At 72.9% G+C, this 23,305-nt stretch carries 20 protein-coding genes and 1 tRNA gene; 18 read left to right on the top strand and 3 right to left on the bottom strand.

Annotation, left to right across the window (positions count from 1 at the left end; genetic code table 11):
- Positions 1 to 26 precede the first annotated feature (26 nt).
- The 18 genes from ACFWUY_RS08565 (at position 27) to ACFWUY_RS08480 (ending at position 21,304) form a co-directional block, all read left to right on the top strand.
- The gene (locus ACFWUY_RS08565; RefSeq protein ID WP_384103793.1) at positions 27 to 590 is read left to right on the top strand and encodes a hypothetical protein; all 564 of its coding nucleotides are present in this window, start codon (positions 27 to 29) and stop codon (positions 588 to 590) included.
- 117 nt (positions 591 to 707) lie between these two features.
- Complete coding sequence (locus ACFWUY_RS08560) at positions 708 to 1,361, top strand: class F sortase (protein ID WP_384103791.1); 654 nt, start codon at positions 708 to 710, stop codon at positions 1,359 to 1,361.
- A gap of 222 nt (positions 1,362 to 1,583) precedes the next feature.
- Positions 1,584 to 2,765: an ROK family protein gene (locus ACFWUY_RS08555; protein WP_384103788.1), complete on the top strand. Its 1,182-nt coding sequence runs from the start codon at positions 1,584 to 1,586 to the stop codon at positions 2,763 to 2,765.
- Positions 2,766 to 2,968: 203 nt separating this feature from the next.
- A complete protein-coding gene (locus tag ACFWUY_RS08550) occupies positions 2,969 to 4,501 on the top strand; it encodes a sugar ABC transporter ATP-binding protein (protein WP_384103785.1) in 1,533 nt (510 codons plus the stop codon).
- Positions 4,498 to 5,499: an ABC transporter permease gene (locus ACFWUY_RS08545; protein WP_384103781.1), complete on the top strand. Its 1,002-nt coding sequence runs from the start codon at positions 4,498 to 4,500 to the stop codon at positions 5,497 to 5,499. Before ACFWUY_RS08550 ends, ACFWUY_RS08545 begins: the two co-directional genes overlap by 4 nt.
- Positions 5,500 to 5,572: 73 nt before the next feature.
- Positions 5,573 to 6,619, top strand: coding sequence for a substrate-binding domain-containing protein (locus tag ACFWUY_RS08540; protein ID WP_384103777.1), 1,047 nt, complete (start codon positions 5,573 to 5,575; stop codon positions 6,617 to 6,619).
- 129 nt (positions 6,620 to 6,748) lie between these two features.
- Positions 6,749 to 7,963: a Gfo/Idh/MocA family protein gene (locus tag ACFWUY_RS08535; protein ID WP_384103774.1), complete on the top strand. Its 1,215-nt coding sequence runs from the start codon at positions 6,749 to 6,751 to the stop codon at positions 7,961 to 7,963.
- A 13-nt stretch (positions 7,964 to 7,976) separates the two neighbouring features.
- On the top strand, positions 7,977 to 8,981 hold the full coding sequence (locus ACFWUY_RS08530) for a sugar phosphate isomerase/epimerase family protein (RefSeq protein ID WP_384103770.1): 1,005 nt from the start codon (positions 7,977 to 7,979) through the stop codon (positions 8,979 to 8,981).
- A 246-nt stretch (positions 8,982 to 9,227) separates the two neighbouring features.
- Positions 9,228 to 12,902 (top strand): ThuA domain-containing protein, encoded by a 3,675-nt coding sequence (locus ACFWUY_RS08525; protein ID WP_384103766.1) that lies wholly within the window; start codon positions 9,228 to 9,230, stop codon positions 12,900 to 12,902.
- Positions 12,903 to 13,026: 124 nt separating this feature from the next.
- Positions 13,027 to 14,145 carry an inositol-3-phosphate synthase gene (locus ACFWUY_RS08520; RefSeq protein WP_384103763.1) on the top strand — a complete coding sequence of 373 codons (1,119 nt, stop codon included), beginning with the start codon at positions 13,027 to 13,029 and terminating at the stop codon, positions 14,143 to 14,145.
- Complete coding sequence (locus tag ACFWUY_RS08515; RefSeq protein ID WP_384103760.1) at positions 14,142 to 15,038, top strand: SCO3242 family prenyltransferase; 897 nt, start codon at positions 14,142 to 14,144, stop codon at positions 15,036 to 15,038. Before ACFWUY_RS08520 ends, ACFWUY_RS08515 begins: the two co-directional genes overlap by 4 nt.
- Positions 15,035 to 15,931 (top strand): sugar phosphate isomerase/epimerase family protein, encoded by an 897-nt coding sequence (locus ACFWUY_RS08510; protein ID WP_384103757.1) that lies wholly within the window; start codon positions 15,035 to 15,037, stop codon positions 15,929 to 15,931. Before ACFWUY_RS08515 ends, ACFWUY_RS08510 begins: the two co-directional genes overlap by 4 nt.
- Entirely contained in the window at positions 15,925 to 16,479 is a 555-nt protein-coding gene (locus tag ACFWUY_RS08505; RefSeq protein WP_384103754.1) for an EboA domain-containing protein, read from the top strand. Before ACFWUY_RS08510 ends, ACFWUY_RS08505 begins: the two co-directional genes overlap by 7 nt.
- On the top strand, positions 16,479 to 17,327 hold the full coding sequence (locus ACFWUY_RS08500; protein ID WP_384103751.1) for a TatD family hydrolase: 849 nt from the start codon (positions 16,479 to 16,481) through the stop codon (positions 17,325 to 17,327). The genes ACFWUY_RS08505 and ACFWUY_RS08500 overlap by 1 nt, the downstream gene beginning before the upstream one ends.
- Positions 17,328 to 17,336: 9 nt before the next feature.
- Positions 17,337 to 18,524, top strand: coding sequence for a metabolite traffic protein EboE (eboE, locus tag ACFWUY_RS08495; RefSeq protein WP_384103748.1), 1,188 nt, complete (start codon positions 17,337 to 17,339; stop codon positions 18,522 to 18,524).
- Positions 18,521 to 19,912, top strand: a complete 1,392-nt coding sequence (locus ACFWUY_RS08490) for an alkaline phosphatase family protein (RefSeq protein WP_384103743.1) — start codon at positions 18,521 to 18,523, stop codon at positions 19,910 to 19,912. Before eboE ends, ACFWUY_RS08490 begins: the two co-directional genes overlap by 4 nt.
- A gap of 59 nt (positions 19,913 to 19,971) precedes the next feature.
- The gene (locus tag ACFWUY_RS08485) at positions 19,972 to 21,030 is read left to right on the top strand and encodes a sugar phosphate isomerase/epimerase family protein (protein WP_384103739.1); all 1,059 of its coding nucleotides are present in this window, start codon (positions 19,972 to 19,974) and stop codon (positions 21,028 to 21,030) included.
- A gap of 186 nt (positions 21,031 to 21,216) precedes the next feature.
- Positions 21,217 to 21,304 (top strand) — tRNA-Leu (locus tag ACFWUY_RS08480).
- 205 nt (positions 21,305 to 21,509) lie between these two features.
- Here ACFWUY_RS08480 and ACFWUY_RS08475 read toward each other — a convergent pair.
- The 3 genes from ACFWUY_RS08475 to ACFWUY_RS08465 all read right to left on the bottom strand — a co-directional run bounded on the left by ACFWUY_RS08475 (position 21,510) and on the right by ACFWUY_RS08465 (position 23,247).
- Entirely contained in the window at positions 21,510 to 22,250 is a 741-nt protein-coding gene (locus ACFWUY_RS08475; protein WP_384103735.1) for a class I SAM-dependent methyltransferase, read from the bottom strand.
- A gap of 86 nt (positions 22,251 to 22,336) precedes the next feature.
- The gene (locus ACFWUY_RS08470) at positions 22,337 to 22,810 is read right to left on the bottom strand and encodes a hypothetical protein (RefSeq protein WP_384103728.1); all 474 of its coding nucleotides are present in this window, start codon (positions 22,808 to 22,810) and stop codon (positions 22,337 to 22,339) included.
- Positions 22,811 to 22,815: 5 nt separating this feature from the next.
- Entirely contained in the window at positions 22,816 to 23,247 is a 432-nt protein-coding gene (locus tag ACFWUY_RS08465) for an ATP-binding protein (RefSeq protein WP_384103721.1), read from the bottom strand.
- Positions 23,248 to 23,305: the final 58 nt, after the last annotated feature.

Below are 23,305 nucleotides of genomic sequence, written 5' to 3'. Positions count from 1 at the left end.
CTCGCGTGGATCTGGAGGACACCGCCATGCGTGCGATACGTGCCGCTTCCGCCGCCGCCCTGCTGAGCGCCGCCGTGGTCGCGGTCGCGCCGGCGGCCCTGGCGGACGAGGGCGAGCAGAACATCACGTCGTTCGGTTTCTCCGTCACCCCGGCGACGGTCGCCCCCGGCGGCACCGTCACCCTCACCTCTGACGGCTGCGAAGTGCCGACGGTGAGCGTCACCTCCGGCGTGTTCGACGCGGTGACCCTCAGCGAGGGCCGTTCGGGCACCGCGACCGTGGACGTCGACGCCAAGGCCGGCGCCCGGTACGAGATCACCTTCGACTGCAAGGGCGAGCGCGGCACCACCACCCTCACCATCGCCCAGGGAGGCGGCGGCACCGGCGAAAAGACGCCCTGGCACGACAGCGGCATGCCCCCGGCAGCGCAGAAGGGCGTCAAGGCCGGCTACGGGACCGCCGCCGCGTCCGGCGAGGACTCCGAGGGGCTCGGTGTGACCGAGGTGGTCACGGGAGTCCTGCTCATCGCCGGGGCGCTCGGCGCCGCCGTCGTGCTGACCCGCCGCCGCGACGCCGACGGCCGCGTCTGACGGCCGGAAACCGGGGGGCTTGAAACGGCCCCTCCGTTCCGGTGTGACGAGGTCCGGGACGGAGGGGCGCCATGACGCTTCGGCACCGCGGGCGCCGGTGCGAGGAGGAGGGCGGACGTGGGGCGGTCGGACGGTACGGGACGGCGTGGCGCCTGGGGCGTCATCGCCGTCGTCCTCCTCGTCGGCATCCACCTCGTACGCGGTGGTGCGGAGGAGCTCGGGGCCGACGGCCCGCCGCAGCCCCTCGCCGCCGCCGCACCCGACGGCACCCGGGCGGCCGCCGTGCTCGCCCCCGTGTCCGTACCCGATCCGCTGCCCCCGTCCACGCCGGTCCGGGTCCGCGTACCGGCCGTCCGGATCGACGCCCCCGTCATGAAGGTCGGGCTCGACGCCGACGGCTGGATCGAGGCCCCACCCCCCGAGGAGGAACGGCTCGCGGGCTGGTTCACCGGTGCGGTCACCCCCGGCGAGCGCGGCACCGCCGTCGTCGTCGGCCACGTCGACACCCCGGGCGGACGGGCCGTCTTCTACGACCTCGGTGCCCTCGGCCAGGGGCACCGCGTGGAGATCGCGCGCCGCGACGGCAGGACCGCCGTCTTCGCCGTGTACGGGGTCGAGGTCGTCTCCAAGGAGGGGTTTCCCGCCGAGCGGGTCTACGGGGACGTGGGTGCCCCCGAGCTGCGCCTGATCACGTGCGGCGGCAGCTTCACCGAGGAGAGCGGCTACGCGGGCAACGTGGTCGTCTCGGCCCGTCTGGTCGGGGTCCGCTGACCGCCCAACCGCCCCACCGTCCGTTCCTGCCCTCCGCCCCACCGTCCGTCCCCGACCCCCGTACCGCCCCTTCTCCCTCCACGACCCCCGCCTTTGTCCCCAACCGGGAAAAAGTCGGGGCCGATTCGTGCGCAACTTCTTCCCACCCCGGTACGCCGCTGCTACGTTCCCCTCGAAAGCCCGAAGACGAGCGTGTGCGAGAGGGAGGGGCGCGTGAGACGCATGACGGCACGACCTGCCAACCGGCATCAGGCGCGGCTCCTCAGGCTGTTGCGCGACGGAGGACCCAACTCCCGCGCCCAGCTGGGAGATCAGATCGATCTCTCCCGCTCCAAGCTCGCCGTCGAGGTCGACCGGCTCCTGGAGACCGGTCTCGTCGTCGCCGACGGCCTCGCCGCCTCCCGCGGCGGCCGTCGCTCGCACAACATCCGGCTCGCGCCCGAACTCCGCTTCCTCGGCATCGACATCGGCGCCACCTCCATCGACGTCGCCGTCACCAACGCCGAGTTGGAGGTGCTCGGGCACCTCAACCACCCGATGGACGTCCGCGAGGGCCCCGTCGCCGTCTTCGAACAGGCCCTGTCGATGGCGGCGAAGCTCCGCTCCACGGGACTCGCGGAAGGCTTCGACGGCGCCGGCATCGGCGTCCCCGGGCCCGTCCGCTTCCCCGAGGGCGTCCCCGTCGCACCACCGATCATGCCCGGCTGGGACGGCTTCCCCGTACGGGAGGCACTCAGCCAGGAACTCGGCTGCCCCGTCATGGTCGACAACGACGTGAACCTCATGGCCATGGGGGAGCAGCACGCCGGTGTCGCCCGCTCCGTCGGCGACTTCCTCTGCGTCAAGATCGGCACCGGCATCGGCTGCGGCATCGTCGTCGGCGGAGAGGTCTACCGCGGTACGACGGGCAGCGCCGGTGACATCGGGCACATCCAGGTCGAACCCGACGGGCGCCCCTGCGCCTGTGGCAACAACGGCTGCCTGGAAGCCCACTTCAGCGGCGCCGCCCTCGCCCGCGACGCCGAGGACGCGGCGCGCGGCGGCCGGTCGGAGGAGCTCGCCGCCCGGCTCGCGGCGGCCGGGCACCTCACCGCCGTCGACGTCGCCGCCGCGGCGGCCGCCGGCGACGCCACCGCGCTCGCCCTCATCCGTGAGGGCGGAAACCGGGTCGGGCAGGTCATCGCCGGACTCGTCAGCTTCTTCAACCCCGGTCTGGTGGTGATCGGCGGCGGTGTCACCGGCCTCGGTCACAACCTCCTCGCCAGTGTCCGCACCCAGGTCTACCGGCAGTCACTGCCCCTGGCCACCGGCAACCTTCCCATCGTCCTCGGAGAACTGGGCCAGACCGCCGGTGTCACCGGCGCGGCCCGCCTCATCAGCGACCACCTCTTCTCCCCGGCGTAGAGCACCGACTCAGCCCATCGGCTGGGCCGTCGCCCCGCCGGTGGTGTGTGGGCATTCGTTCCTCCCCCAAGGACTACGTCCAGGGGGGACCCCCAGGGCGGAACGGGTGGGCACACACCACCCACCGGCCCGCACTGCCGGGTCCCACCCCACCCCGCCCACCCGCTCCGGCGCCACCCGCACCCGCCGAGGGGACCTCCGCCATGCCCCAGGACCACCCGCCCCAAGAACAACCGCCCCTGCTCACCATGCACGGCATCACCAAATCCTTCCCCGGCGTCCGCGCCCTCGACGGCGTCGACCTGGAGGTCGCGCCCGGCGAGGTCCACTGCCTCCTCGGTCAGAACGGTGCCGGCAAGTCCACCCTCATCAAGGTCCTCGCCGGAGCCCACCAGCCCGACGACGGCAGCATCACCTGGAACGGCGAACCCGTACGGCTCCGCTCCCCGAGCGCCGCCGTCCGCCTCGGCATCGCCACCATCTACCAGGAACTCGACCTCGTCGAAGGCCTCTCCGTCGCCGAGAACGTCCACCTGGGCCACGAACCCACCACCGCCGGATTCGTCCGCGGCCGGGCCGCGCGGGAGGCCACCGCCGCGCTCCTGAAACGCCTCGGCCACCCCGAGATCGACCCGGCCCGGCGCGTCGGCGCGCTGTCCGCCGCCCAGCGGCAGATCGTCTCCATGGCCCGCGCGCTCTCCCACGACGTGCGCCTCATCGTCATGGACGAACCCTCCGCCGCCCTCGACCCCGACGAGGTCGGCAACCTCTTCCGGATCGTCGCCGACCTCACCGCCGACGGCGTCGCCGTCGTCTACATCTCCCACCGCCTGGAGGAGATCCGCCGCATCGGCGACCGCGTCACCGTCCTCAAGGACGGCCGGGCCGTCGCCCGCGGACTGCCCGCCGCGACCACCCCGACCCGCGAGGTCGTCGCCCTCATGACCGGCCGTGACGTCCCGTACGTCTTCCCCGAGCGGCCCGCCGGCCCCCCGGCCGGCGACCCCGTCCTCCAGGTCCGGGGGCTCGCCAGGAAGGGCGAGTTCGAGGCGCTCGACCTCGAACTGCGGCCGGGCGAGATCGTCGGCCTCGCCGGGCTCGTCGGCTCGGGCCGCTCCGAGATCCTGGAGACCGTGTACGGAGCACGGCGGCCCACCGCCGGCCGGGTCCTCGTCGACGGACGGCCCCTGCGCCCCGGCAGCGTCCCCGCCGCCGTCGCCGCCGGGCTCGGCCTCGCCCCCGAGGAACGCAAGGCGCAGGGCCTGCTCCTCCTCGAATCCGTCACCCGCAACGTCTCCGTCTCCTCCCTCGGCCGCTTCTCCCGGGCCGGCTGGATCGACCGCGCCACCGAACGCGAGACCGCGAGGACCGCCACCCGCGCCCTCTCGCTCCGCCCCGACCTCCCCGACGTGCCCGTCCGCACCCTCTCCGGCGGCAACCAGCAGAAGGCCGTCCTCGCCCGCTGGCTGCTGCGCGGCTGCCGCGTCCTCCTCCTCGACGAACCCACCCGCGGTGTCGACGTCGGCGCCCGCGCCGAGCTGTACGCCGTCATCCGCGGCCTCGCCGACGACGGCCTCGCCGTCCTCCTCGTCTCCAGCGAGGTACCCGAGGTCCTCGGCCTCGCCGACCGCGTCCTGGTGCTCCGCGAAGGCCGGGTCGTCCACCAGGCACCCGCCCAGGACCTCGACGAACACCGCGTACTCGACCTCGTGATGGAAGGGAGCCCGGCCGTATGACGCTCACCACCCCGGCCAAGACGCCGACAGGGGAAGGGCGTCGGCGCGCGCTCGGTCTCCGGGCCGACGTCCGCAACCTGTCCCTGCTCGGCGTCCTCCTCGCCCTGATAGCCGTCGGCGGCCTCACCCGGCCCGCCGAGTTCCTCGCCACCTCCAACCTGCAACTCGTCCTGACCCAGGCGTCCGTGATCGGCGTCGTCACCGTCGGCATGACCTTCGTCATCACCAGCGGCGGCATCGACCTCTCCGTCGGCGCGATCGTCGCCCTCGCCTCCGTCTGGGCCACCACCCTCGCCACCCAGGAGTTCGGCTTCGCCGGCATCCTCTTCACGGCGGTCGTCGTCGGACTCGGCTGCGGCCTCGTGAACGGCGTCCTCGTCGCGTACGGCCGCATGGTCCCCTTCATCGCCACCCTGGCCATGCTCGCCTCGGCCCGCGGGCTCGCCCTGCAGATCACCGACGGCAGGACCCAGATCGTCACCGTCCCGTCCGTGCTCGACCTCGGCGTCCCCGACTCCTACGTCCTCGGGATCCCGCCGCTCGTCCTGGTCTTCGCCGCCGTCACCGTCGCCGGATGGCTGCTGCTCAACCGCACCACCTTCGGCCGCCGCACGATCGCCGTCGGGGGCAACCCGGAGGCCGCCCGGCTCGCCGGCATCGACGTACGCCGCCAGCGTCTCCTCCTCTACCTGCTCTCCGGACTGTGCTGCGGCATCGCCGCCTTCCTGCTCGTCGTGCTCTCCGGCTCCGGCCAGAACACCAACGGCAACCTGTACGAGCTCGACGCCATCGCCGCCGCCATCATCGGCGGCACCCTCCTCAGCGGCGGCCGCGGCACCATCGTCGGCTCCGTCCTCGGAGTCCTCGTCTTCACCACCATCACCAACATCTTCGCCCTCAACAACCTGCAGAGCGACGTCCAGCAGATCGCCAAGGGCGCGATCATCGTGGCCGCCGTCCTGGTCCAGCGCCGCACCGCCCGCGACGGCGAGACCTGACCGGACGCCCCTCCGCGCCCCGCCCCGAAAACCGCCCCCTTCACCACCACCCCCTCGGAAGGGATCCACCGCCATGCCCGAAACCAGCCGCAGACACCTCCTCCTCGGCGGCGCGGCCGTCTCCGCCGGCGCCCTGCTCACCGCCTGCACCAGCAACGAGCCGAAGGCCGCCGGGAACCAGGCCCCCGCCGCGAGCGCGGGACCCGCCGCCGACGACAAGCCCGGCACCCCCGTCACCATCGGCTTCGCCGGCCCGCAGGCCGACCACGGCTGGCTCAACGCCATCAACCAGAACGCCAAGGACCGGGCGAAGAAGTACTCCGACGTCACCCTGGAGATCACCGAGGGCTCCAACGACACCGCCACCCAGATCGGCCAGGTCCAGACCCTCATCAACAAGAAGGTCGACGTCCTCGTCATCCTCCCCGCCGACGGCAAGGCCCTCACCCAGGTCGGCCTCCAGGCCATGAAGGCCGGAATCCCCGTCATCAACCTCGACCGGATCTTCGCCTCCCCGCAGGCCTACCGCTGCTGGATCGGCGGCGACAACTACGGCATGGGCCTCAACGCCGGCAACTTCATCGGCGAACAGCTCAAGGACAAGCCGAACGCCACCGTCATCGAACTCGCCGGCATGGACAGCCTGGAACTCACCAAGCAGCGCACCCAGGGCTTCGACGACGCCCTCAAGAACTACCCCAACATCCGCAAGGTCGCCCGCCAGGCCGCCGACTTCACCGTCGAGTCCGGCCAGGCCAAGATGGCCCAGCTCCTCCAGGCGCAGCAGAAGTTCGACGCCCTCTGGAACCACGACGACGACCAGGGCGTCGGTGCGCTGCGCGCCATCGCGCAGGCCGGCCGCAAGGACTTCCTCATGGTCGGCGGCGCCGGGTCCAGGTCCGCCATGGACGCCATCAAGGCCGACACCGGCGTCCTCAAGGCCACCGTCCTCTACCCGCCGACCATGGCCGCCTCCGCGATCGACCTCGCCCGCGCCCTCGGCCAGAAGAAGGGGATCGGCGGCATGGCCGAGCTGGAGATCCCCGCCTCGCTCACCCTCTACTCGGCCGTCGTCACCAAGGAGAACGTCGGCGAGTACCTGCCCACCGGCTTCAACTGACCGTCCCGGGGGCCTGCCTTCTCGGGGGGCTGACGGACCCGGGGCCTGACCGCCCCGGGACCTGACCGCCCCGGGTCCGGCCGCCCCCGGTGAGCAGCACCTCGCCGCACCACGAAACGGAGGAACCGTATGGAACAGACGGAGAGCGGGGCCGCACCGCCGACGCTCGGCGTCGGCATGGTCGGCTACGCGTTCATGGGAGCCGCCCACTCCCAGGGCTGGCGCACCGCCGGCCGCGTCTTCGACCTGCCGCTGCGGCCCGTCCTCGCCGCCGTCGCCGGCCGCGACGCCGACGCCGTCCGGGCCGCCGCCCGCCGGCACGGCTGGGCCGCCGCCGAGACCGACTGGCGCGCCCTGATCGCCCGCGACGACGTCCAGCTCGTCGACGTCTGCACCCCGGGCGACAGCCATGCGGAGATCGCCGTCGCCGCCCTGGAGGCCGGCAAGCACGTCCTGTGCGAGAAGCCCCTCGCCAACTCGGTCGCCGAGGCCGAGACGATGGTCGCGGCCGCCGAAGCGGCCGCCGCCCGGGGCCAGATCGCCATGGTCGGCTTCAACTACCGCCGGGTGCCCGCCCTGGCGTACGCCCGCGGCCTGGTCGCGGACGGGCGGCTCGGCACCCTGCGGCACGTCCGGGTCAGCTACCTCCAGGACTGGCTGGTCGACCCCGCCTTCCCGCTGACCTGGCGCCTGGAACGCGAACACGCCGGCTCCGGAGCCCTCGGCGACCTGGGGGCGCACGCCGTCGACCTCGCCCAGTTCCTGACGGGGGAACTCCTCGTCGGCGTGTCGGCGCTCACCGAGACCTTCGTACGGAAGCGGCCGCTGCTCGCGGGCACCGGCGCGGGCGGTCTCGGCGGGGGAGCGGGATCGGAGACGTACGGGCAGGTCACGGTCGACGACGCGGCCCTGTTCACCGGGCGGCTCGGCTCCGGGGCGCTCGCCTCCTTCGAGGCCACCCGGATGGCCGCCGGCCGCAAGAACGCCCTGCGCCTGGAGATCAACGGGGAGCACGGCTCGCTCGCCTTCGACCTGGAGCGGCTCAACGAACTGTCCTTCCACGACCACACCGAACCGGCCGTCACGGCGGGCTTCCGCCGCATCCTCGTGACCGAACCCGACCACCCGTACCTGGAGGGCTGGTGGCCGCCGGGTCACGGGCTCGGCTACGAGCACACCTTCGTCCACCAGGCCCGCGACCTGGTCCACGCCGTCGCGACCGGCACCGCCCCGGCACCGTCCTTCGCCGACGGCCTCCAGGTGCAGCGGGTCCTGGCGGCCGTGGAGGACAGCGCCAGGAACAACGCCGTGTACACCGCCGTTCCCACCCCCGTACCGAGCTAGGAGGCGCCCGACCGTGCCCCGACCCTTCACGCTCTTCACCGGCCAGTGGGCCGACCTGCCCCTCGAGGAGGTCTGCCGGCTCGCCCGCGACTTCGGTTACGACGGCCTCGAACTCGCCTGCTGGGGCGATCACTTCGAGGTCGACAAGGCCCTCGCCGACCCCGCGTACGTCAAGGGCAGGCGCGAACTGCTCGACGCGTACGGCCTGAAGTGCTGGGCGATCTCCAACCACCTGGTGGGACAGGCCGTCTGTGACCATCCGATCGACGAACGTCACCAGGCGATCGTGCCCGCCCGCGTCTGGGGCGACGGCGACGCCGAGGGCGTACGGCAGCGGGCCGCCCGTGAGCTCGCGGACACCGCGCGGGCGGCGGCGGCGCTCGGCGTCGACACCGTCGTCGGCTTCACCGGCTCCTCGATCTGGCATCTGGTGGCGATGTTCCCACCGGTCCCCGAGCGCATGGTCGAGCGCGGCTTCGAGGACTTCGCGGAGCGGTGGAACCCGATCCTCGACGTCTTCGACGCCGAGGGCGTGCGCTTCGCCCACGAGGTGCACCCCAGCGAGATCGCGTACGACTACTGGACCACCCGGCGGGCCCTCGACGCGGTCGGCGGGCGCCCCGCCTTCGGGCTCAACTTCGACCCCAGCCACTTCGTGTGGCAGGACCTCGACCCGGTCGGCTTCCTGTGGGACTTCCGCGACCGGATCTACCACGTGGACTGCAAGGAGGCCCGCAAGCGGCTCGACGGCCGCAACGGGCGGCTCGGCTCCCATCTGCCCTGGGGCGACCCGAGGCGCGGCTGGGACTTCGTCTCCGCCGGCCACGGCGACGTGCCCTGGGAGGACGTCTTCCGGATGCTCCGGTCGATCGGCTACTCCGGGCCCGTCTCCGTGGAGTGGGAGGACGCCGGCATGGACCGGCTGACCGGCGCCCCCGAGGCGCTGTCCTTCCTCAAGCGGTACGACTTCGACCCTCCGACGGCCTCCTTCGACGCCGCCTTCGGGAGCGGCGACTGAGCTGAACGCGCGGGTCCGTGCCCGGCGGCCGTGGTGCGGCCGGGCCGGTCCGGCGTGCCCGCGAGAGCCTTTGTCCTCTCGCAGGGAAAAGTTCGACCGTGTCGGCGCACAAGGGCTTTCCGTGGTGGACGAACCCGGCTACGGTCCCTGATGTGTACATGACGTAACACTGTGATGCGACCAGCGTGACGACGCACGCCGGTCCCCGGACACCCCGCACACACGGCCCAACTCCGGAGGACACCTGTGCAGAGAAAACGCCCCCGAGCCAGGAAGACACTCGCCCTCCTCACCGTCGGACTGCTCGCTCTCGGCGCCCCCCAGGGCCTCGCGGCCGAAACCGACCCCGCCGCCCCCACCGACGAGCAGTTCCAGCAGGTCACCCTCGCCAAGGGCGGCGAAGAAGTCGGCGAACCCATGTCCCTCGCCGTACTCCCCGACCGCAGCGTCCTGCACACCGACCGCGGCGGCGAACTCCGCCGCACCGACGCCGCGGGCAACACCACCGTCATCGGCACCGTCCCCGTCTACTCCCACGACGAAGAAGGCCTCCAGGGCATCGGACTCGACCCCGACTTCGCCCGCAACAGGGCCATCTACCTCTACTACGCCCCACCCCTGGACACCCCCGCCGGCGACGCCCCCGAGAACGGCGCCCCCGCCGACTTCGCCCCCTACGACGGCGTCAACCGCCTCTCCCGCTTCACGCTGAAGGCCGACGGCACCCTCGACAACGCCAGCGAGAAGAAGGTCATCGACATCCCGGCCACCCGCGGCATCTGCTGCCACGTCGGCGGTGACATCGACTTCGACGCCCAGGGCAACCTCTACCTGTCGACCGGCGACGACTCCAACCCCTTCGCCTCCGACGGCTACACCCCCATCGACGAACGCCCCGGCCGCAACCCCGCCTTCGACGCCCGCCGCACCTCCGGCAACACCAACGACCTCCGCGGCAAGATCCTCCGCATCAAGGTCGCCGACGACGGCACCTACACCGTCCCCGAAGGCAACCTCTTCGCCCCCGGCACCGACCGGACCCGGCCGGAGATCTACGCCATGGGCTTCCGCAACCCCTTCCGCTTCAGCGTCGACAAGCCCACCGGCATCCTCTACGTCGGCGACTACGGCCCCGACGCCGGCGCCGCCGACCCCCGGCGCGGCCCCGCCGGACAGGTCGAGTTCGCCCGCGTCACCAAACCAGGCAACTTCGGCTGGCCCTTCTGCACCGGCGACAACAAGCCCTACGTCGACTACGACTTCGCCACCAAGGCCTCCGGCGCCACCTACGACTGCGGCGCCCTCAAGAACGACTCCCCGCACAACACCGGACTCGTCGACCTGCCCCCCGCCGAACCCGCCTGGATCCCCTACGACGGCGGCTCCCTGCCCGAGTTCGGCACCGGCTCCGAGTCCCCCATGGGCGGCCCCGTCTACCGCTACGACGCCGCCTCCACCTCCCCCGTCAAGTTCCCCGAGGCGTACGACGGCGACTTCTTCGCCGGAGAGTTCGGCCGCCGCTGGATCAAGCGCGTCGAACACGACGCCGACGGCACCGTACGGTCGATCAACCCCGTCCCCTGGACCGGCACCCAGGTGATGGACACCGCCTTCGGCCCCGACGGCGCCCTGTACGTCCTCGACTACGGCACCGCCTGGTTCGGCGGCGACCACAACGCGGGCCTCTACCGCATCGAGAACGCCACCGGCGGACGCTCCCCGGTCGCCGAGGCGAGCGCGAACAAGACCTCCGGCACCGCCCCCCTGAAGGTCGCCTTCTCCTCCGCCGGCACCACCGACGGCGACGGCGACGCCCTCACCTACAGCTGGGACTTCGGCGACGGCGGTACGTCCACGGCCGCCGACCCCACCTACACGTACCGCAAGAACGGCACCTACACGGCGACCGTGACGGCGAAGGACGCGAGTGGCCGCACCGGCTCCGCCTCCGTCCGCGTCGTCGTCGGCAACACCGCGCCCAAGGTCACCCTCGAACTCCCCGCGGAAGGAGCCCTCTTCTCCTTCGGCGACGACATCCCCTTCAAGGTCAAGGTCACCGACCCCGAAGACGGCACCGTCGACTGCGCCAAGGTCAAGGTCACCTACGTCCTCGGCCACGACAGCCACGGCCACCCCGTCACCACCGCCAACGGCTGCACCGGCACCATCAAGACCTCCGCCGACGGCGGCCACGACGACGACGCCAACATCTTCGCCGTCTTCGACGCCGAGTACACCGACGGCGGAGGCGGCGGCCAGGCCGCCCTCACCACCCACGACCAGGCCAAACTCCAGCCCCGCCACCGCCAGGCCGAGCACTTCGACGCCCAGAACGGCGTCAACCTCTTCGACAAGGCCCAGGCCAACGGCGGACGCACCGTCGGCGACATCAACGACGGAGACTGGATCTCCTTCACGCCCTACAACGTGAGCGGAACCACCAAGCTCACCGCCCGCGTCTCCTCCGGCGGCAACGGCGGTTTCCTCGAAGTCCGCACCGGCTCACCCACCGGCCCCCTCCACGGCTCCGCACCCGTCCCCGTCACCGGCGGCTGGGAGACCTTCCAGGACATCGACGTACCCCTGCGGAACCTGCCCCGCAGGACCACCGAACTCTTCCTCGTCTTCAAGGGCGGCGCCGGCGCCCTCTACGACCTCGACGACTTCACGTTCTCCAGCGCCCCGGTGAACCGCGACGCCAAGCGGGTCCTGGTCTTCTCCAGAACCGCCGGCTTCCGCCACGACTCCATCGGCACCGGCATCACCGCACTCAAGGAACTCGGCGCCTACAGCGACATCGTCGTCGACAGCACCGAAGAACCACGCCAGTTCACCACCAACAACCTCGCCCGCTACGACGCCGTCGTCTTCCTCTCCACCACCGGCGACGTCCTCGACACCGACCAGCAGAAGGCCTTCGAGAACTACGTCTCCACCGGCGGCGGCTACATGGGCATCCACGCCGCGGCCGACACCGAGTACGACTGGAGCTTCTACGGCGGGCTCGTCGGCGCCCACTTCAAGTCCCACCCCCACATCCAGCCCGCCACCGTCCGCGTCGAGGACCACGACCACCCCGCCACCGCCCACCTCGACGGACCCTGGCAGCGCACCGACGAGTGGTACGACTACCGCAGCAACCCCCGGGGCCAGGTCCGCGTCCTCGCCACCCTCGACGAGACCACCTACCAGGGCGGCACCATGAAGGGCGACCACCCCATCGCCTGGTGCCAGACCTACGGCGGCGGCCGCTCCTTCTACACCGGCGGCGGCCACACCAAGGAGTCGTACGCCGAACCCGCCTTCCGACAGCACCTCCTCGGCGGACTCCGGTACGCCACCGGCCAGGTCAAGGCCGACTGCCGGCCCCGCACCGGCTACCGAGACCTCTTCAACGGCGAGACCAGGGAAGGCTGGAAGCAGGCAGGACCCGGCGGATTCGACATCACCGACGGCGAACTCCGCTCCACCGGCGGCATGGGCATGCTCTGGTACCAGGCCAAGGAATTCCGGTCCTACTCCCTCACCCTCGACTGGAAACTCACCGGCGACGACAACTCCGGCGTCTTCGTCGGCTTCCCCGCCTCCGACGACCCCTGGTCCGCCGTGAACAACGGCTACGAGATCCAGATCGACGCCACCGACACCCCCGACCGCACCACCGGGGCCGTCTACGGCTTCAAGTCGGCCGACCTCAAGGCCAGGGACCAGGCACTCCGACCGCCCGGCCAGTGGAACACGTACGAACTCCGCGTCCGGGGCGAGCGCCTCCAGGTCTTCCTCAACGGCACCAAGATCAACGACTTCACCAACACCGACCCGGCCCGCAGCCTCACCGGCGGCCACATCGGCATCCAGAACCACGGAGCCGGAGACCACGCCGCCTTCCGCGACATCCGGATCAAGGAGCTCCCCTCCTGACGGGAGCCCCACCCAGCCGACGGTGGGCGGGGAGGCGCCGTACCCCCCGCCCACCGTCACCCCCCAGACCCCTCCGACTCCGCGGAAGAGGGAAGCCGTCTTGACGCACAGGGAGGCCGATGCCATGACCCCCGCACCCCGCACCGGAATCTGGCTCATCGGCGCGAGAGGCTCCGTCGCCACCACCACCGTGGCCGGCTGCGCCGCCCTCGTCGCCGGACTCCACCCGCCCACCGGCATGGCCACCGAAACCCCCGAGCTCGCCGGCGCCGGCCTTCCCCCACTCGCCTCGCTCGTCTTCGGCGGACACGACACCACCGACTGCCCCCTCCCCAAACGCGCCGAACAGCTCACCACCGCCGGAGTCCTCCCGCACGGCCTCGTCCGCGCCGTCACCACCGAACTCGAGGCCGCCGACCGCGAGATCCGCCCCGGCGGGCCCGCCCCCGGCGACACCCGCACCGAAGAACAGCTCGTCACCGCCTTCACCGGCGACCTGACGGACTTCCGGCACAGGATTGGCCTGGACCGCGTCGTGGTCGTCAATGTTGCCTCCACGGAGCCGGCGTCGGGGGGCGCCGGGCTCCCACCCAGCAGCCTCTACGCCGCCGCGGCACTCCGCGCCGGATGCCCGTACGTCAACTTCACCCCCTCCACCGGACTGCGGCACCCCGCCCTCGCCGCACCGCTCGCCACGAGCGGACTGCCGCACGCCGGCCGCGACGGCAAGACCGGACAGACCCTCCTCCGCGCCGTCCTCGCCCCGATGTTCCACCAGCGCGCCCTGACCGTACGCGCCTGGTCCGGCAGCAACCTCCTCGGCGGCGGCGACGGAGCCGCCCTCGCCGACCCGGCGGCCGCGGCCGCCAAGAACGCAGGCAAGGAACGCGTCCTCACCGACGTCCTCGGCACCGGCGTCGAAGGCCAGGTCCACATCGACGACGTCCCCGCCCTGGGGGAGTGGAAGACCGCCTGGGACCACATCGCCTTCGACGGCTTCCTCGGCACCCGCATGATCCTCCAGACCCTCTGGCAGGGCTGCGACTCCGCCCTCGCCGCCCCCCTCGTCCTCGACCTCGCCCGCCTCACGGCCCGCGCCCACGAGCGGGGCCTCACGGGCCCCCTCGAAGACCTCGCCTTCTACTTCAAGGATCCGGAAGGCGACCCGCCCGCCTCCCTGGCGGACCAGTACGCCCGCCTCCTGGCCTTCGGCCGGACCCTGGCCACGGAGACGTCCCGATGACCGGGCCGGCCGGAAAGGCACGCGCCTGGGCGGAACTCCTCCGCGTGTCGGCACTGTTCTCGGTGCCCGGCGACGCGCTCGCCGGCGCCGCCGCAGCCGGGGCCCGCCCCGGGCGCGGCACGCTCCGCGCGATCGGCGCCTCGTTCTGCCTGTACGAGGCGGGGATGGCCCTCAACGACTGGGCCGACCGGGCGGAGGACGCCGCCGAACGCCCGCACCGCCCGCTGCCCTCCGGCCGCGTCACACCCCGGGCCGCCCTCGCCGCCTCGGCCGCCCTGACCGCGACCGGTCTCGCCCTCGCCGCCCGGGCGGGCCGCCCGTCCCTCGCGGTCGCCACCGCCCTCGCCACCGCGGTCTGGTCCTACGACCTCGGCCTCAAGCACACCCCGGCGGGCCCCGCCACCATGGCCGCGGCCCGAGCCCTGGACCTCCTCCTGGGCGCGACGGCCTCGACCACCACGAGGGCCGCGACGCCGAGGGCCGGCGCGCCCGGCAGGACCACCGGATCCCTCCCGGCCGCGATGCGCGCCGTTCCTTCGGCCGCTCTGCTCGGGGCCCACACCTACGCCGTCACCGCCGTCTCCCGACACGAGACCCGGGGCGGCTCCAGCCGCGCCCCGCTCGCCGCACTCGCCGTGACCCTGGCGGTGGCGGGCCGTCTCGGACCCTCCTTCGCCCTGGCCTACGCCCGTACCCCCGCCACCCTCCTCCTGCACGCCGCGCTCAACCCGTCCGCCGCGCTCACCGAGCGGGCCGTCGGCGGCGGGATCCGGGCCACCATCCCGCTGCAGGCCGCGCTCGCCGCCCGCGCCGGCGCACCGGGAACCGCGCTCGCGCTGCTCGGTCTCGTCCCGGCCGCCCGGGCCCTCGCCCGGAAGGTGAGCCCCACATGAGCACCACGGGCCGCACCGCCGATCGCCCCACCGCTCGACTCCGGCTGGGATACGGAACCAACGGCCTCACCGATCTCCGGCTCGACGACGCCCTCGGACTGCTCTCCGACCTCGGCTACGACGGCGCCGGACTGACCCTCGACCACATGCACCTCGACCCCCTCGCACCCGGTCTGGCCGCCCGCACCGCCCGGGTCGCCCGACGCCTGGGCGCACTGGGCCTCGGTGTCACCGTCGAGACCGGCGCCCGGTACGTCCTCGACCCGCGCCGCAAGCACGGCCCGTCCCTGCTCGACCCCGACCCCGAGGACCGCGCCGCCCGCGTCCGGCTGCTGCTGCGGGCCGTGCGCGTCGCGGCCGACCTCGGCGCGCACGCCGTGCACTGCTTCAGCGGCATCCTGCCCGCCGGCACCCCGCCCGACGAGGGCTGGAAGCGGCTCTCCGCCTCGCTCACCCCCGTCCTGGAGGCGGCCCGAACCGCCCACGTACCCCTGGCCGTCGAACCCGAACCCGGCCACCTCCTCGCCACCCTCGGCGACTTCCACCACCTGCGAGAACTCCTCGGCGACCCCGATCCCGCCGTCCTCGGCCTCACTCTCGACCTCGGCCACTGCCAGTGCCTCGAACCCCTCCCTCCCGCCGACTGCGTACGCGCCGCCGCCCCCTGGGTGCACCACGTCCAGATCGAGGACATGCGCCGCGGTGTCCACGAGCACCTGCCGTTCGGTGACGGAGAGATCGACTTCCCGCCGGTCCTCGCCGCCCTCGCCGAACTCACCGCCGCCGGCTACCCCGGACTGACCGTCGTCGAACTGCCCCGGCACTCCCACGCCGGACCCGAACTCGCCCGCACCTCCCTCGCCTTCCTCCGCCGGGAGACCCCGTCATGCTGACCGCCACCGCCCGCGCCTGGCTGGAGTCCGCCCTCACGGAAGCCGCCGCCCGCACCTCCGGCTGGGAGGAGCGCTTCGTCACCGCCGGACGGCACTGCGGCCGGACGGACACGGACGAGGCCCGCGTCCTGCTCCTCCGGGCGGCCGGCGCAGACGCCGGCACCCTGACCCGCCTCTACCACCACGGCACCGCCGCCGAGCGCCGCGCCGTCCTCCTGTCCCTCCCCGCCCTCGTGCCCGGCCCCGAGGCCCTCCCCCTCGTCGAGGACGCCCTCCGCACCCACGACACCAGCCTGATCACCGCCGCCCTCGGCCCGTACGCCGCCACCCACCTCACCCCCCACGCCTGGCGTCACGCCCTCCTCAAATGTCTCTTCACCGGCGTCCCCGTCTCCTCCGTCGCCGCCCTCGCCGAGCGCGCCGCCGGTGACACCGAGCTCGCCCGGATGCTCACCGACCACGCCGCCGAACGCACCGCCGCCGGGCGCGCCCTCCCCGCCGACCTGTCCCGCGTCCTCGCCCTCACCGCCGCCGCCGAGGAGTCCTGATGCGCATCTTCGACCCCCACATCCACATGACCTCACGCACCACGGACGACTACGGGGCGATGTACGACGCCGGCGTCCGCGCCGTGGCCGAACCGTCGTTCTGGCTCGGCCAGCCGCGCACCTCGCCCGCCTCCTTCCTCGACTACTTCGACGCGCTCCTCGGCTGGGAGCCGTTCCGCGCCGCCCAGTACGGCATCGCCCACCACTGCACCCTCGCCCTCAACCCGAAGGAGGCCAACGACCCCCGCTGCGTCCCCGTCCTCGACGCCCTGCCCCGCTACCTGGCCAAGGACGGAGTCGTCGCCGTCGGCGAGATCGGCTACGACTCCCTGACACCGGCCGAGGACACCGCCCTCGCCGCACAGCTCCAGCTCGCCGCCGACCACGGCCTGCCGGCCCTCGTGCACACCCCGCACCGCGACAAGCTCACCGGTCTGCGCCGCACGATCGACGTCGTGCGCGAGTCCGCGCTCGCCCCGGACCGGGTCCTCCTCGACCACCTCAACGAGACGACCGTCAAGGAGGCCGCCGACAGCGGCGCCTGGCTCGGCTTCTCCGTCTATCCCGACACCAAGATGGACGAGGACCGGACGGTCGCGATCCTCAAGGAGTACGGAACCGGGCGCGTCCTCGTGAACTCGGCCGCCGACTGGGGGAAGAGCGACCCCCTCAAGACCCGCGCGGTCGCCGACGCCATGCTCGCCGCCGGTTTCACGGACGACGACGTCGACCAGGTCCTCTGGCGCAACCCCGTCGCCTTCTACGGCCTCAGCGGACGCCTCCACCTCGACGTCCCCGCCCCACCGGAGCTCCACGAGGGCAACTCCGTCCGCCGCGGCGGGGAATGAGGCGCCCCCATGCGCTTCCGACACCCCGACGGCTCCACCGTCCACCTCTCCTACTGCACCAACGTGCACCCGGCCGAGACCCTCGACGGCGTCCTCGCCCAGCTCCGCGACCACTGCGAGCCGGTCCGCCGCCGCCTCGGCCGCGACCGCCTCGGCATCGGGCTCTGGCTGGCCCGCGACGCCGCCCGCACCCTGACCACCGACCCGGCCTCGCTCCGCGCCCTGCGCGCCGAACTCGACCGCCGCGGCCTCGAAGTGGTCACCCTGAACGGCTTCCCGTACGAAGGCTTCGGCGCCGACGAGGTCAAGTACCGCGTCTACCGGCCCGACTGGACCCGTCCCGAACGCCTCGCCCACACCACCCACCTGGCCCGGCTCCTCGCCGCGCTCCTTCCCGACGACGTCACCGAAGGGTCCGTCTCCACGCTGCCCCTCGCCTGGCGGACCCCCTTCGACGCCGGGGCCGCCGCCCTCGCCCGTACCGCGCTGACCACCCTCGCCGGGCGCCTCGACGCCCTGGAGGAACTCACCGGCAGAAGCATCCGGATCGGGCTCGAACCCGAGCCCGGCTGCACCGTCGAGACCGTCGCCGACGCCGTCACCGCGCTCGCCGCCGTCCCGAGCCCCCGCATCGGCGTCTGCCTCGACACCTGCCATCTCGCCACCTCCTTCGAAGACCCCCGTACCGCCCTCGACGCCCTCGCCACCGCCGGCATCCCGGTGCCCAAGGCCCAGCTGTCCGCGGCGCTCCACGCCGAGCACCCGCACCTCCCGGAGGTCAGGGCGGCGCTCGCGGCGTTCGCCGAACCGCGCTTCCTCCACCAGACCCGCACCAGGACCGCCGCCGGCCTGCACGGCACCGACGACCTCCCCGAGGCCCTCGGCACCGCCGGTCACGCCACCGGGCCCGGGCTCCCCGACGCGACACCCTGGCGGGCCCACTTCCACGTACCGCTGCACGCTCCCCCCGCCCCTCCGCTCGCCTCCACGCTGCCCGTCCTCCAAGGCACCCTCGCCCTCCTCGTCGGCGGCCCGCACCCGCGCACCCACCACCTGGAGGTGGAGACGTACACCTGGCAGGCCCTTCCTCCCGACCGCCGGCCCCGCACCCGGGCCCGGCTCGCGGACGGCATCGCCGCCGAACTCACCCTGGCCCGCGACCTGCTGACCGACCTCGGCCTCAAGGAACTTCCATGAGCGACACCGCACCGGCCCCCACCCCCCTCCTGGTCCTCGACGTCGTCGGTCTCACCCCGCGGCTCCTGCCGCACATGCCCCACCTCGCCGCCCTCGCCCGCGACGGCTCCCACGCGCCGCTGTCGACCGTCCTGCCCGCCGTCACCTGCACCGCCCAGACCACCTTCCTCACCGGCACGCTCCCCGCCGAACACGGCATCGTCGGCAACGGCTGGTACTTCCGGGACCTCGGTGACGTCCTGCTGTGGCGCCAGCACAACGGCCTCGTCTCCGGCGACCGCCTCTGGGACGCCGCCCGCCGCACCCACCCCGGCTACACCGTCGCCAACATCTGCTGGTGGTACGCCATGGGCGCCGACACCGACATCACCGTCACCCCCCGCCCCGTGTACTACGCCGACGGACGCAAGGAACCCGACTGCTACACCCGGCCCCCCGCCCTGCACGACGAACTCACCGAGAAGTTCGGCACCTTCCCCCTCTTCCACTTCTGGGGCCCCGGCGCCGACCTCGTCTCCAGCCGCTGGATCGTCGACGCCACCCGTCACATCCTCCGCACCCGCCGTCCCGACCTCGCCCTCTGCTACGTCCCGCACCTCGACTACGACCTCCAGCGCCACGGCCCCGACGACCCGCGCTCCCTGCGCGCCGCCGCCGAGCTCGACACCGTCCTCGCCCCGCTCCTCGCCGAGGCGCGGGCCGAGGGCCGCACGGTCGTCGTCCTCTCCGAGTACGGCATCACCCGGGTCGACCGCCCCGTCGACATCAACCGCGCCCTGCGCCGGGCCGGGCTCCTGGAGGTCCACACCCAGGACGGCATGGAGTACCTGGACCCCATGACGTCACGGGCCTTCGCCGTCGCCGACCACCAGATCGCCCATGTCTACGTGCGGCGCCCCGCCGACCTGCCGGCCGTCCGGGAAGCCCTCGCCGACCTGCCAGGCCTGGAACGGCTCCTCGACGACGACGGCAAGAAGGAACACGGCCTCGACCACCCGCGCTCGGGAGAGCTGGTCGCCCTCGCCGAACCCGACGCCTGGTTCACGTACTACTACTGGCTCGACGACGCCCGCGCCCCCGACTTCGCCCAGCTCGTCGAGATCCACCGCAAGCCCGGCTACGACCCGGCCGAACTCCTCATGGACCCCCTCGACCCCTACGTACGGGTCAAGGCCGCCAGGGAGATCGCCCGCAAGAAGCTCGGTATGCGGTACCGCCTCGCGGTCGTCCCTCTCGATCCCTCACCCCTGCGCGGCAGCCACGGCCGCCTCCCCACGAGCGATGACGAAGGTCCGCTCATCCTGTGCTCCACCCCCCGCGCCCTGGACGGCCGCGTCGCGGCCACCGATGTGAAGAACCTGCTGCTGAGGCTGGCCGGAGCCGCCTGAGCGGCCCGACCGGATTCCAGTGAAGCAGGGCCCGACGACACCCAAGGAGTTGTCCACAGATGAGTCGCACCCGCCGTACCGAAGCCGCCACCGATCCCGAACTCGTCCACAGGCTCAGCAGGCGGAACATGCTGGGCGTCGCCGCCGGCGCGACCGCCGCCGCCCTCCTGGGAGCGGCGGCCACCCCCGCCGTCGCGGCCGCGACCCCCGAGACGCGGGGCGGCGGCCACGGCCGACCCGTCCTGCCGCCCGGCCGTCTCGGCATCCAGCTCTACTCGCTGCGCGACAAGGTCGCGACCCTCGGCTTCGCCGCCGTCTTCGCCGAACTGCAGAAGTACGGCTACGACGAGGTGGAGTACGCCGGCTACGGCCAGGGGGCCGCGGGTCCCCTCACCCTCGCCGAGCTCAGGAGCCTCACCCGCGACCACGGTCTGCGCCCCATCGGCAGCCACGTCGGCTACTACGCGAACGACCCCGCCGCGTACACCTTCGCCCAGAACCTCGACCGGGTCCTCGACGACGCCGCGGCGCTCGGCCTGCCCCACATCGGCACCGCCTCCGGGCCCTGGCGTTACGGTTCGACCGTCGACGGCTGGAAGCGCTGTGCCGAGGAGTTCAACCGGTTCGGCGCCGAGGCCAGGAAGCGCGGCATGAAGTTCTACCAGCACAACCACTCGGAGGAGTTCTCCTTCGCCACCGACCGCCCCGACGTGCGCCTCTACGACGTCCTCCTCGCCGAGACCGACCCCGACCTGGTGTACCTGGAGATGGACGTCTTCTGGGCGTACGTCGGTCAGCACCGCTACTCCACCCGCCCGGACGGCACCCCCGCCCCCTTCGACCCCCTGGACTACGTCCTCGCCCAGCCCCACCGGTTCCCGCTCTTCCACGTCAAGGACGGCGACCGTGACGACTCCGTGGTGCCCTACGGGTACCGCATGACCGACGTCGGGGACGGTGACATCGACTACCGGCGCTTCATCTCGGCGGTCAACCGCACCCACCACGGCAGGCACGCCCACCACTGGCAGACCGAGCGCGACAACCCCGTCGACTCCCTGAGCTTCGCCCGCAGGTCCAGCGCCCACCTCCACTCCCTGCGGGAGAAGGGCCGCTGAGTCACCGGCGCGCCGTGTGCACGGACCGCGACGGTCCGTGCACACGGCGGGGCGGTCCGGTCCTGATCAAGGAGAAGCGGGCCGCCCCACCCCACTGACCACGGAAAACGCTGGTGAAAGCCACCTGGAACCCCTGGTAGAGTTACATCTGTCGCCGCGAGGGAAACCCGAAGCGACAGACACCTTGTCCGGGTGGCGGAATGGCAGACGCGCTAGCTTGAGGTGCTAGTGCCCTTTATCGGGCGTGGGGGTTCAAGTCCCCCCTCGGACACCAGCCGACATGCCGGTCGATCTTCGGATCGACCGGCATGTCGCGTTGCCGACCGGCAGTGCGCGGGGCGGCCCCGGGGCCATGCGGCTCAAGTCCGGCGTGGTCAAGAAGGCCTGACCGGCACGGCCCGCCAAGAGGGAGCGGTGGGTACGGGGGACGATTCGATCGGCTCGGCATCCGTCCCCCGGATGCCCGGCCGCACCCTGCTCTACCGGGGCCTCCTGTCCCCGCTGAACCGCTCCGTCTTCCGCGCCACCACCAGTCTGCAGTTCGGACTCCCGTCGTCCCTGCGCCCCAGGGTCTCCACGGGGACGAGGGAGACCTCGAAGCCCGCGCTTTCCAGGCGGGCGCGGACGTCCGCGAGGCGGAAGGTGCGGTAGTACATGACGAACGGGGGGCGCCGGACGGCGTTGCGGACGCGCATCACGGCGTCGAAGCCCCACAGGGTCCAGTAGAGGCGGGACCCGACGCGGGGCGGGGCCGGGAGGGGGAAGGCGAAGGTGCCGCCGGGCCGGAGAACGGCGTGGACCTGGGCGAACAGGGTGCGCTGGGCGTCGGGGAGGAAGTGTCCGAAGGCGCCGAAGCTGACGGCCAGGTCGAAGGCCGGGGCGAAGGGGAGGGCGAGGGCGTCGGCGCGGACGAGGTCGGCGGTGGGGTGGGCGTCGCGGGCCCGGGTCAGCATGCCCGTACTGAAGTCGACGCCGGTGATCCGGCCCGTGCAGAGGGTGCGGAGGACGTCGAGTCCGGCTCCGGTGCCGCAGCAGACGTCGAGGCCCGAGCCGAAGGGGCCGAGGGGCTCCAGGGTGCGGGTGACGGCGGTCAGGAGGCGGTCGGACGTGCGGAACGGGGTGGCGTCGAAGGTGTCCGCGAGCAGGTCGTAGCCGTGCTCGACCGAGGAGAGCGCCTGGACGGTCAGCTCGCGGAGGGTGGGACCCTGCGGGGTGAACATGCCCCCGACCCTATGCCGCCGGGACGACTCCGTGCCGCCCCGGCGGGCCCGTGCCGTCAGGGCCTGTGTGGTCGGAGCGCGTGCGGTCAGAGAGCGCTGCGCACCGGTGGCGCCGTCCAGGACGGCGCGATCCCGGTCAGCTGGCAGACCAGCAGGTAGAGGGGGATCGGCGGGGTGTAGGGCGAGGTGCCGTCGGGGTGGTGGATGAGGCGCGGCCGGCGGTCCGGGATCTCGGCGCCGGGCGCGTAGCAGGCGGGCAGGGGCCAGGTCAGATCGTGGTCGGAGCCGGCCGGGACGAGCCACCACCACCAGTCGGAGTCGGCGTAGACGCAGCCCTTGGCGGGGAGGCGGGAGAGGGTCTTGAAGCCGAAGCGGGCGGGGACGCCGACGGCGTCGCAGCCGAGGCCGGTGTGCAGTCCGGTGGGCACGGCGAGGCGGGTGGCGTCCAGTGCGCGGGGGCGGAGGGGGCCCGAGGCCTCGCGGGCGCGGGGGTCCGGTACGCGGCCGGGGCCGGGGGACCTGCGGGTCCCCGGAAGCAGCGGGATCATGCGGGTGGCCATCGCCCTCAGCACGGTTCCCCCATGCCGTGGGCCAGTTCCGCCCAGACGATCTGGGCCGTGCCGTGTCCGGTGCGGTCGGCGCCCCAGGCGGTGCAGAGCGCGTCGACGAGCAGGAGTCCGCGGCCGCGCTCCTCCTCGCCGCAGTCGCGTATCCGCGGTCCCGCGGGGCCGCCCTCGTCGCGCACGGCTATCCGCAGTGTCTCCTCGTCCTCGCGTATCTCGCAGACCACCCGGTCGCTCGCGGTGTGCACCACGGCGTTGGTGACGAGCTCGGAGACGACCAGGGCCACCGTGTCACGTATGTCGGGACCGCAGCCCCAGAGGATGAGCCGTTCCTCGGCGAGTCTGCGGGCCCGGGCGACGGACGCGGTGAGGGCGGGGAGCTCGAAGGCGAAGCGGCGGACGGTATCGGTGTGCGGCTGTGGGCGCTGGGCCATGACCCGAGGGGCTCGAGGGCTCATGAGACCTGAGGGCTGCGCGTTACCAGAAGCCACG

The sequence above is a fragment of the Streptomyces sp. NPDC058664 genome, assembly GCF_042716635.1.
In the GTDB taxonomy this organism is placed as follows: domain Bacteria; phylum Actinomycetota; class Actinomycetes; order Streptomycetales; family Streptomycetaceae; genus Streptomyces.
Note: the sequence above shows the minus strand (reverse complement) of the source record. Positions and strands in the feature narration are given on the sequence as shown.

Coding starts and splice junctions, on each gene's coding strand:
- eboE (WP_384103748.1), top strand. CDS start 17,337: ATGCGCTTCCGACACCCCGACGGCTCCACCGTCCACCTCTCCTACTGC.
- ACFWUY_RS08470 (WP_384103728.1), bottom strand. CDS start 22,810: ATGGCCACCCGCATGATCCCGCTGCTTCCGGGGACCCGCAGGTCCCCC.
- ACFWUY_RS08485 (WP_384103739.1), top strand. CDS start 19,972: ATGAGTCGCACCCGCCGTACCGAAGCCGCCACCGATCCCGAACTCGTC.
- ACFWUY_RS08545 (WP_384103781.1), top strand. CDS start 4,498: ATGACGCTCACCACCCCGGCCAAGACGCCGACAGGGGAAGGGCGTCGG.
- ACFWUY_RS08500 (WP_384103751.1), top strand. CDS start 16,479: ATGCGCATCTTCGACCCCCACATCCACATGACCTCACGCACCACGGAC.
- ACFWUY_RS08555 (WP_384103788.1), top strand. CDS start 1,584: ATGACGGCACGACCTGCCAACCGGCATCAGGCGCGGCTCCTCAGGCTG.
- ACFWUY_RS08475 (WP_384103735.1), bottom strand. CDS start 22,250: ATGTTCACCCCGCAGGGTCCCACCCTCCGCGAGCTGACCGTCCAGGCG.
- ACFWUY_RS08515 (WP_384103760.1), top strand. CDS start 14,142: ATGACCGGGCCGGCCGGAAAGGCACGCGCCTGGGCGGAACTCCTCCGC.
- ACFWUY_RS08520 (WP_384103763.1), top strand. CDS start 13,027: ATGACCCCCGCACCCCGCACCGGAATCTGGCTCATCGGCGCGAGAGGC.
- ACFWUY_RS08465 (WP_384103721.1), bottom strand. CDS start 23,247: ATGGCCCAGCGCCCACAGCCGCACACCGATACCGTCCGCCGCTTCGCC.
- ACFWUY_RS08540 (WP_384103777.1), top strand. CDS start 5,573: ATGCCCGAAACCAGCCGCAGACACCTCCTCCTCGGCGGCGCGGCCGTC.
- ACFWUY_RS08490 (WP_384103743.1), top strand. CDS start 18,521: ATGAGCGACACCGCACCGGCCCCCACCCCCCTCCTGGTCCTCGACGTC.
- ACFWUY_RS08565 (WP_384103793.1), top strand. CDS start 27: ATGCGTGCGATACGTGCCGCTTCCGCCGCCGCCCTGCTGAGCGCCGCC.
- ACFWUY_RS08505 (WP_384103754.1), top strand. CDS start 15,925: ATGCTGACCGCCACCGCCCGCGCCTGGCTGGAGTCCGCCCTCACGGAA.
- ACFWUY_RS08535 (WP_384103774.1), top strand. CDS start 6,749: ATGGAACAGACGGAGAGCGGGGCCGCACCGCCGACGCTCGGCGTCGGC.
- ACFWUY_RS08510 (WP_384103757.1), top strand. CDS start 15,035: ATGAGCACCACGGGCCGCACCGCCGATCGCCCCACCGCTCGACTCCGG.
- ACFWUY_RS08550 (WP_384103785.1), top strand. CDS start 2,969: ATGCCCCAGGACCACCCGCCCCAAGAACAACCGCCCCTGCTCACCATG.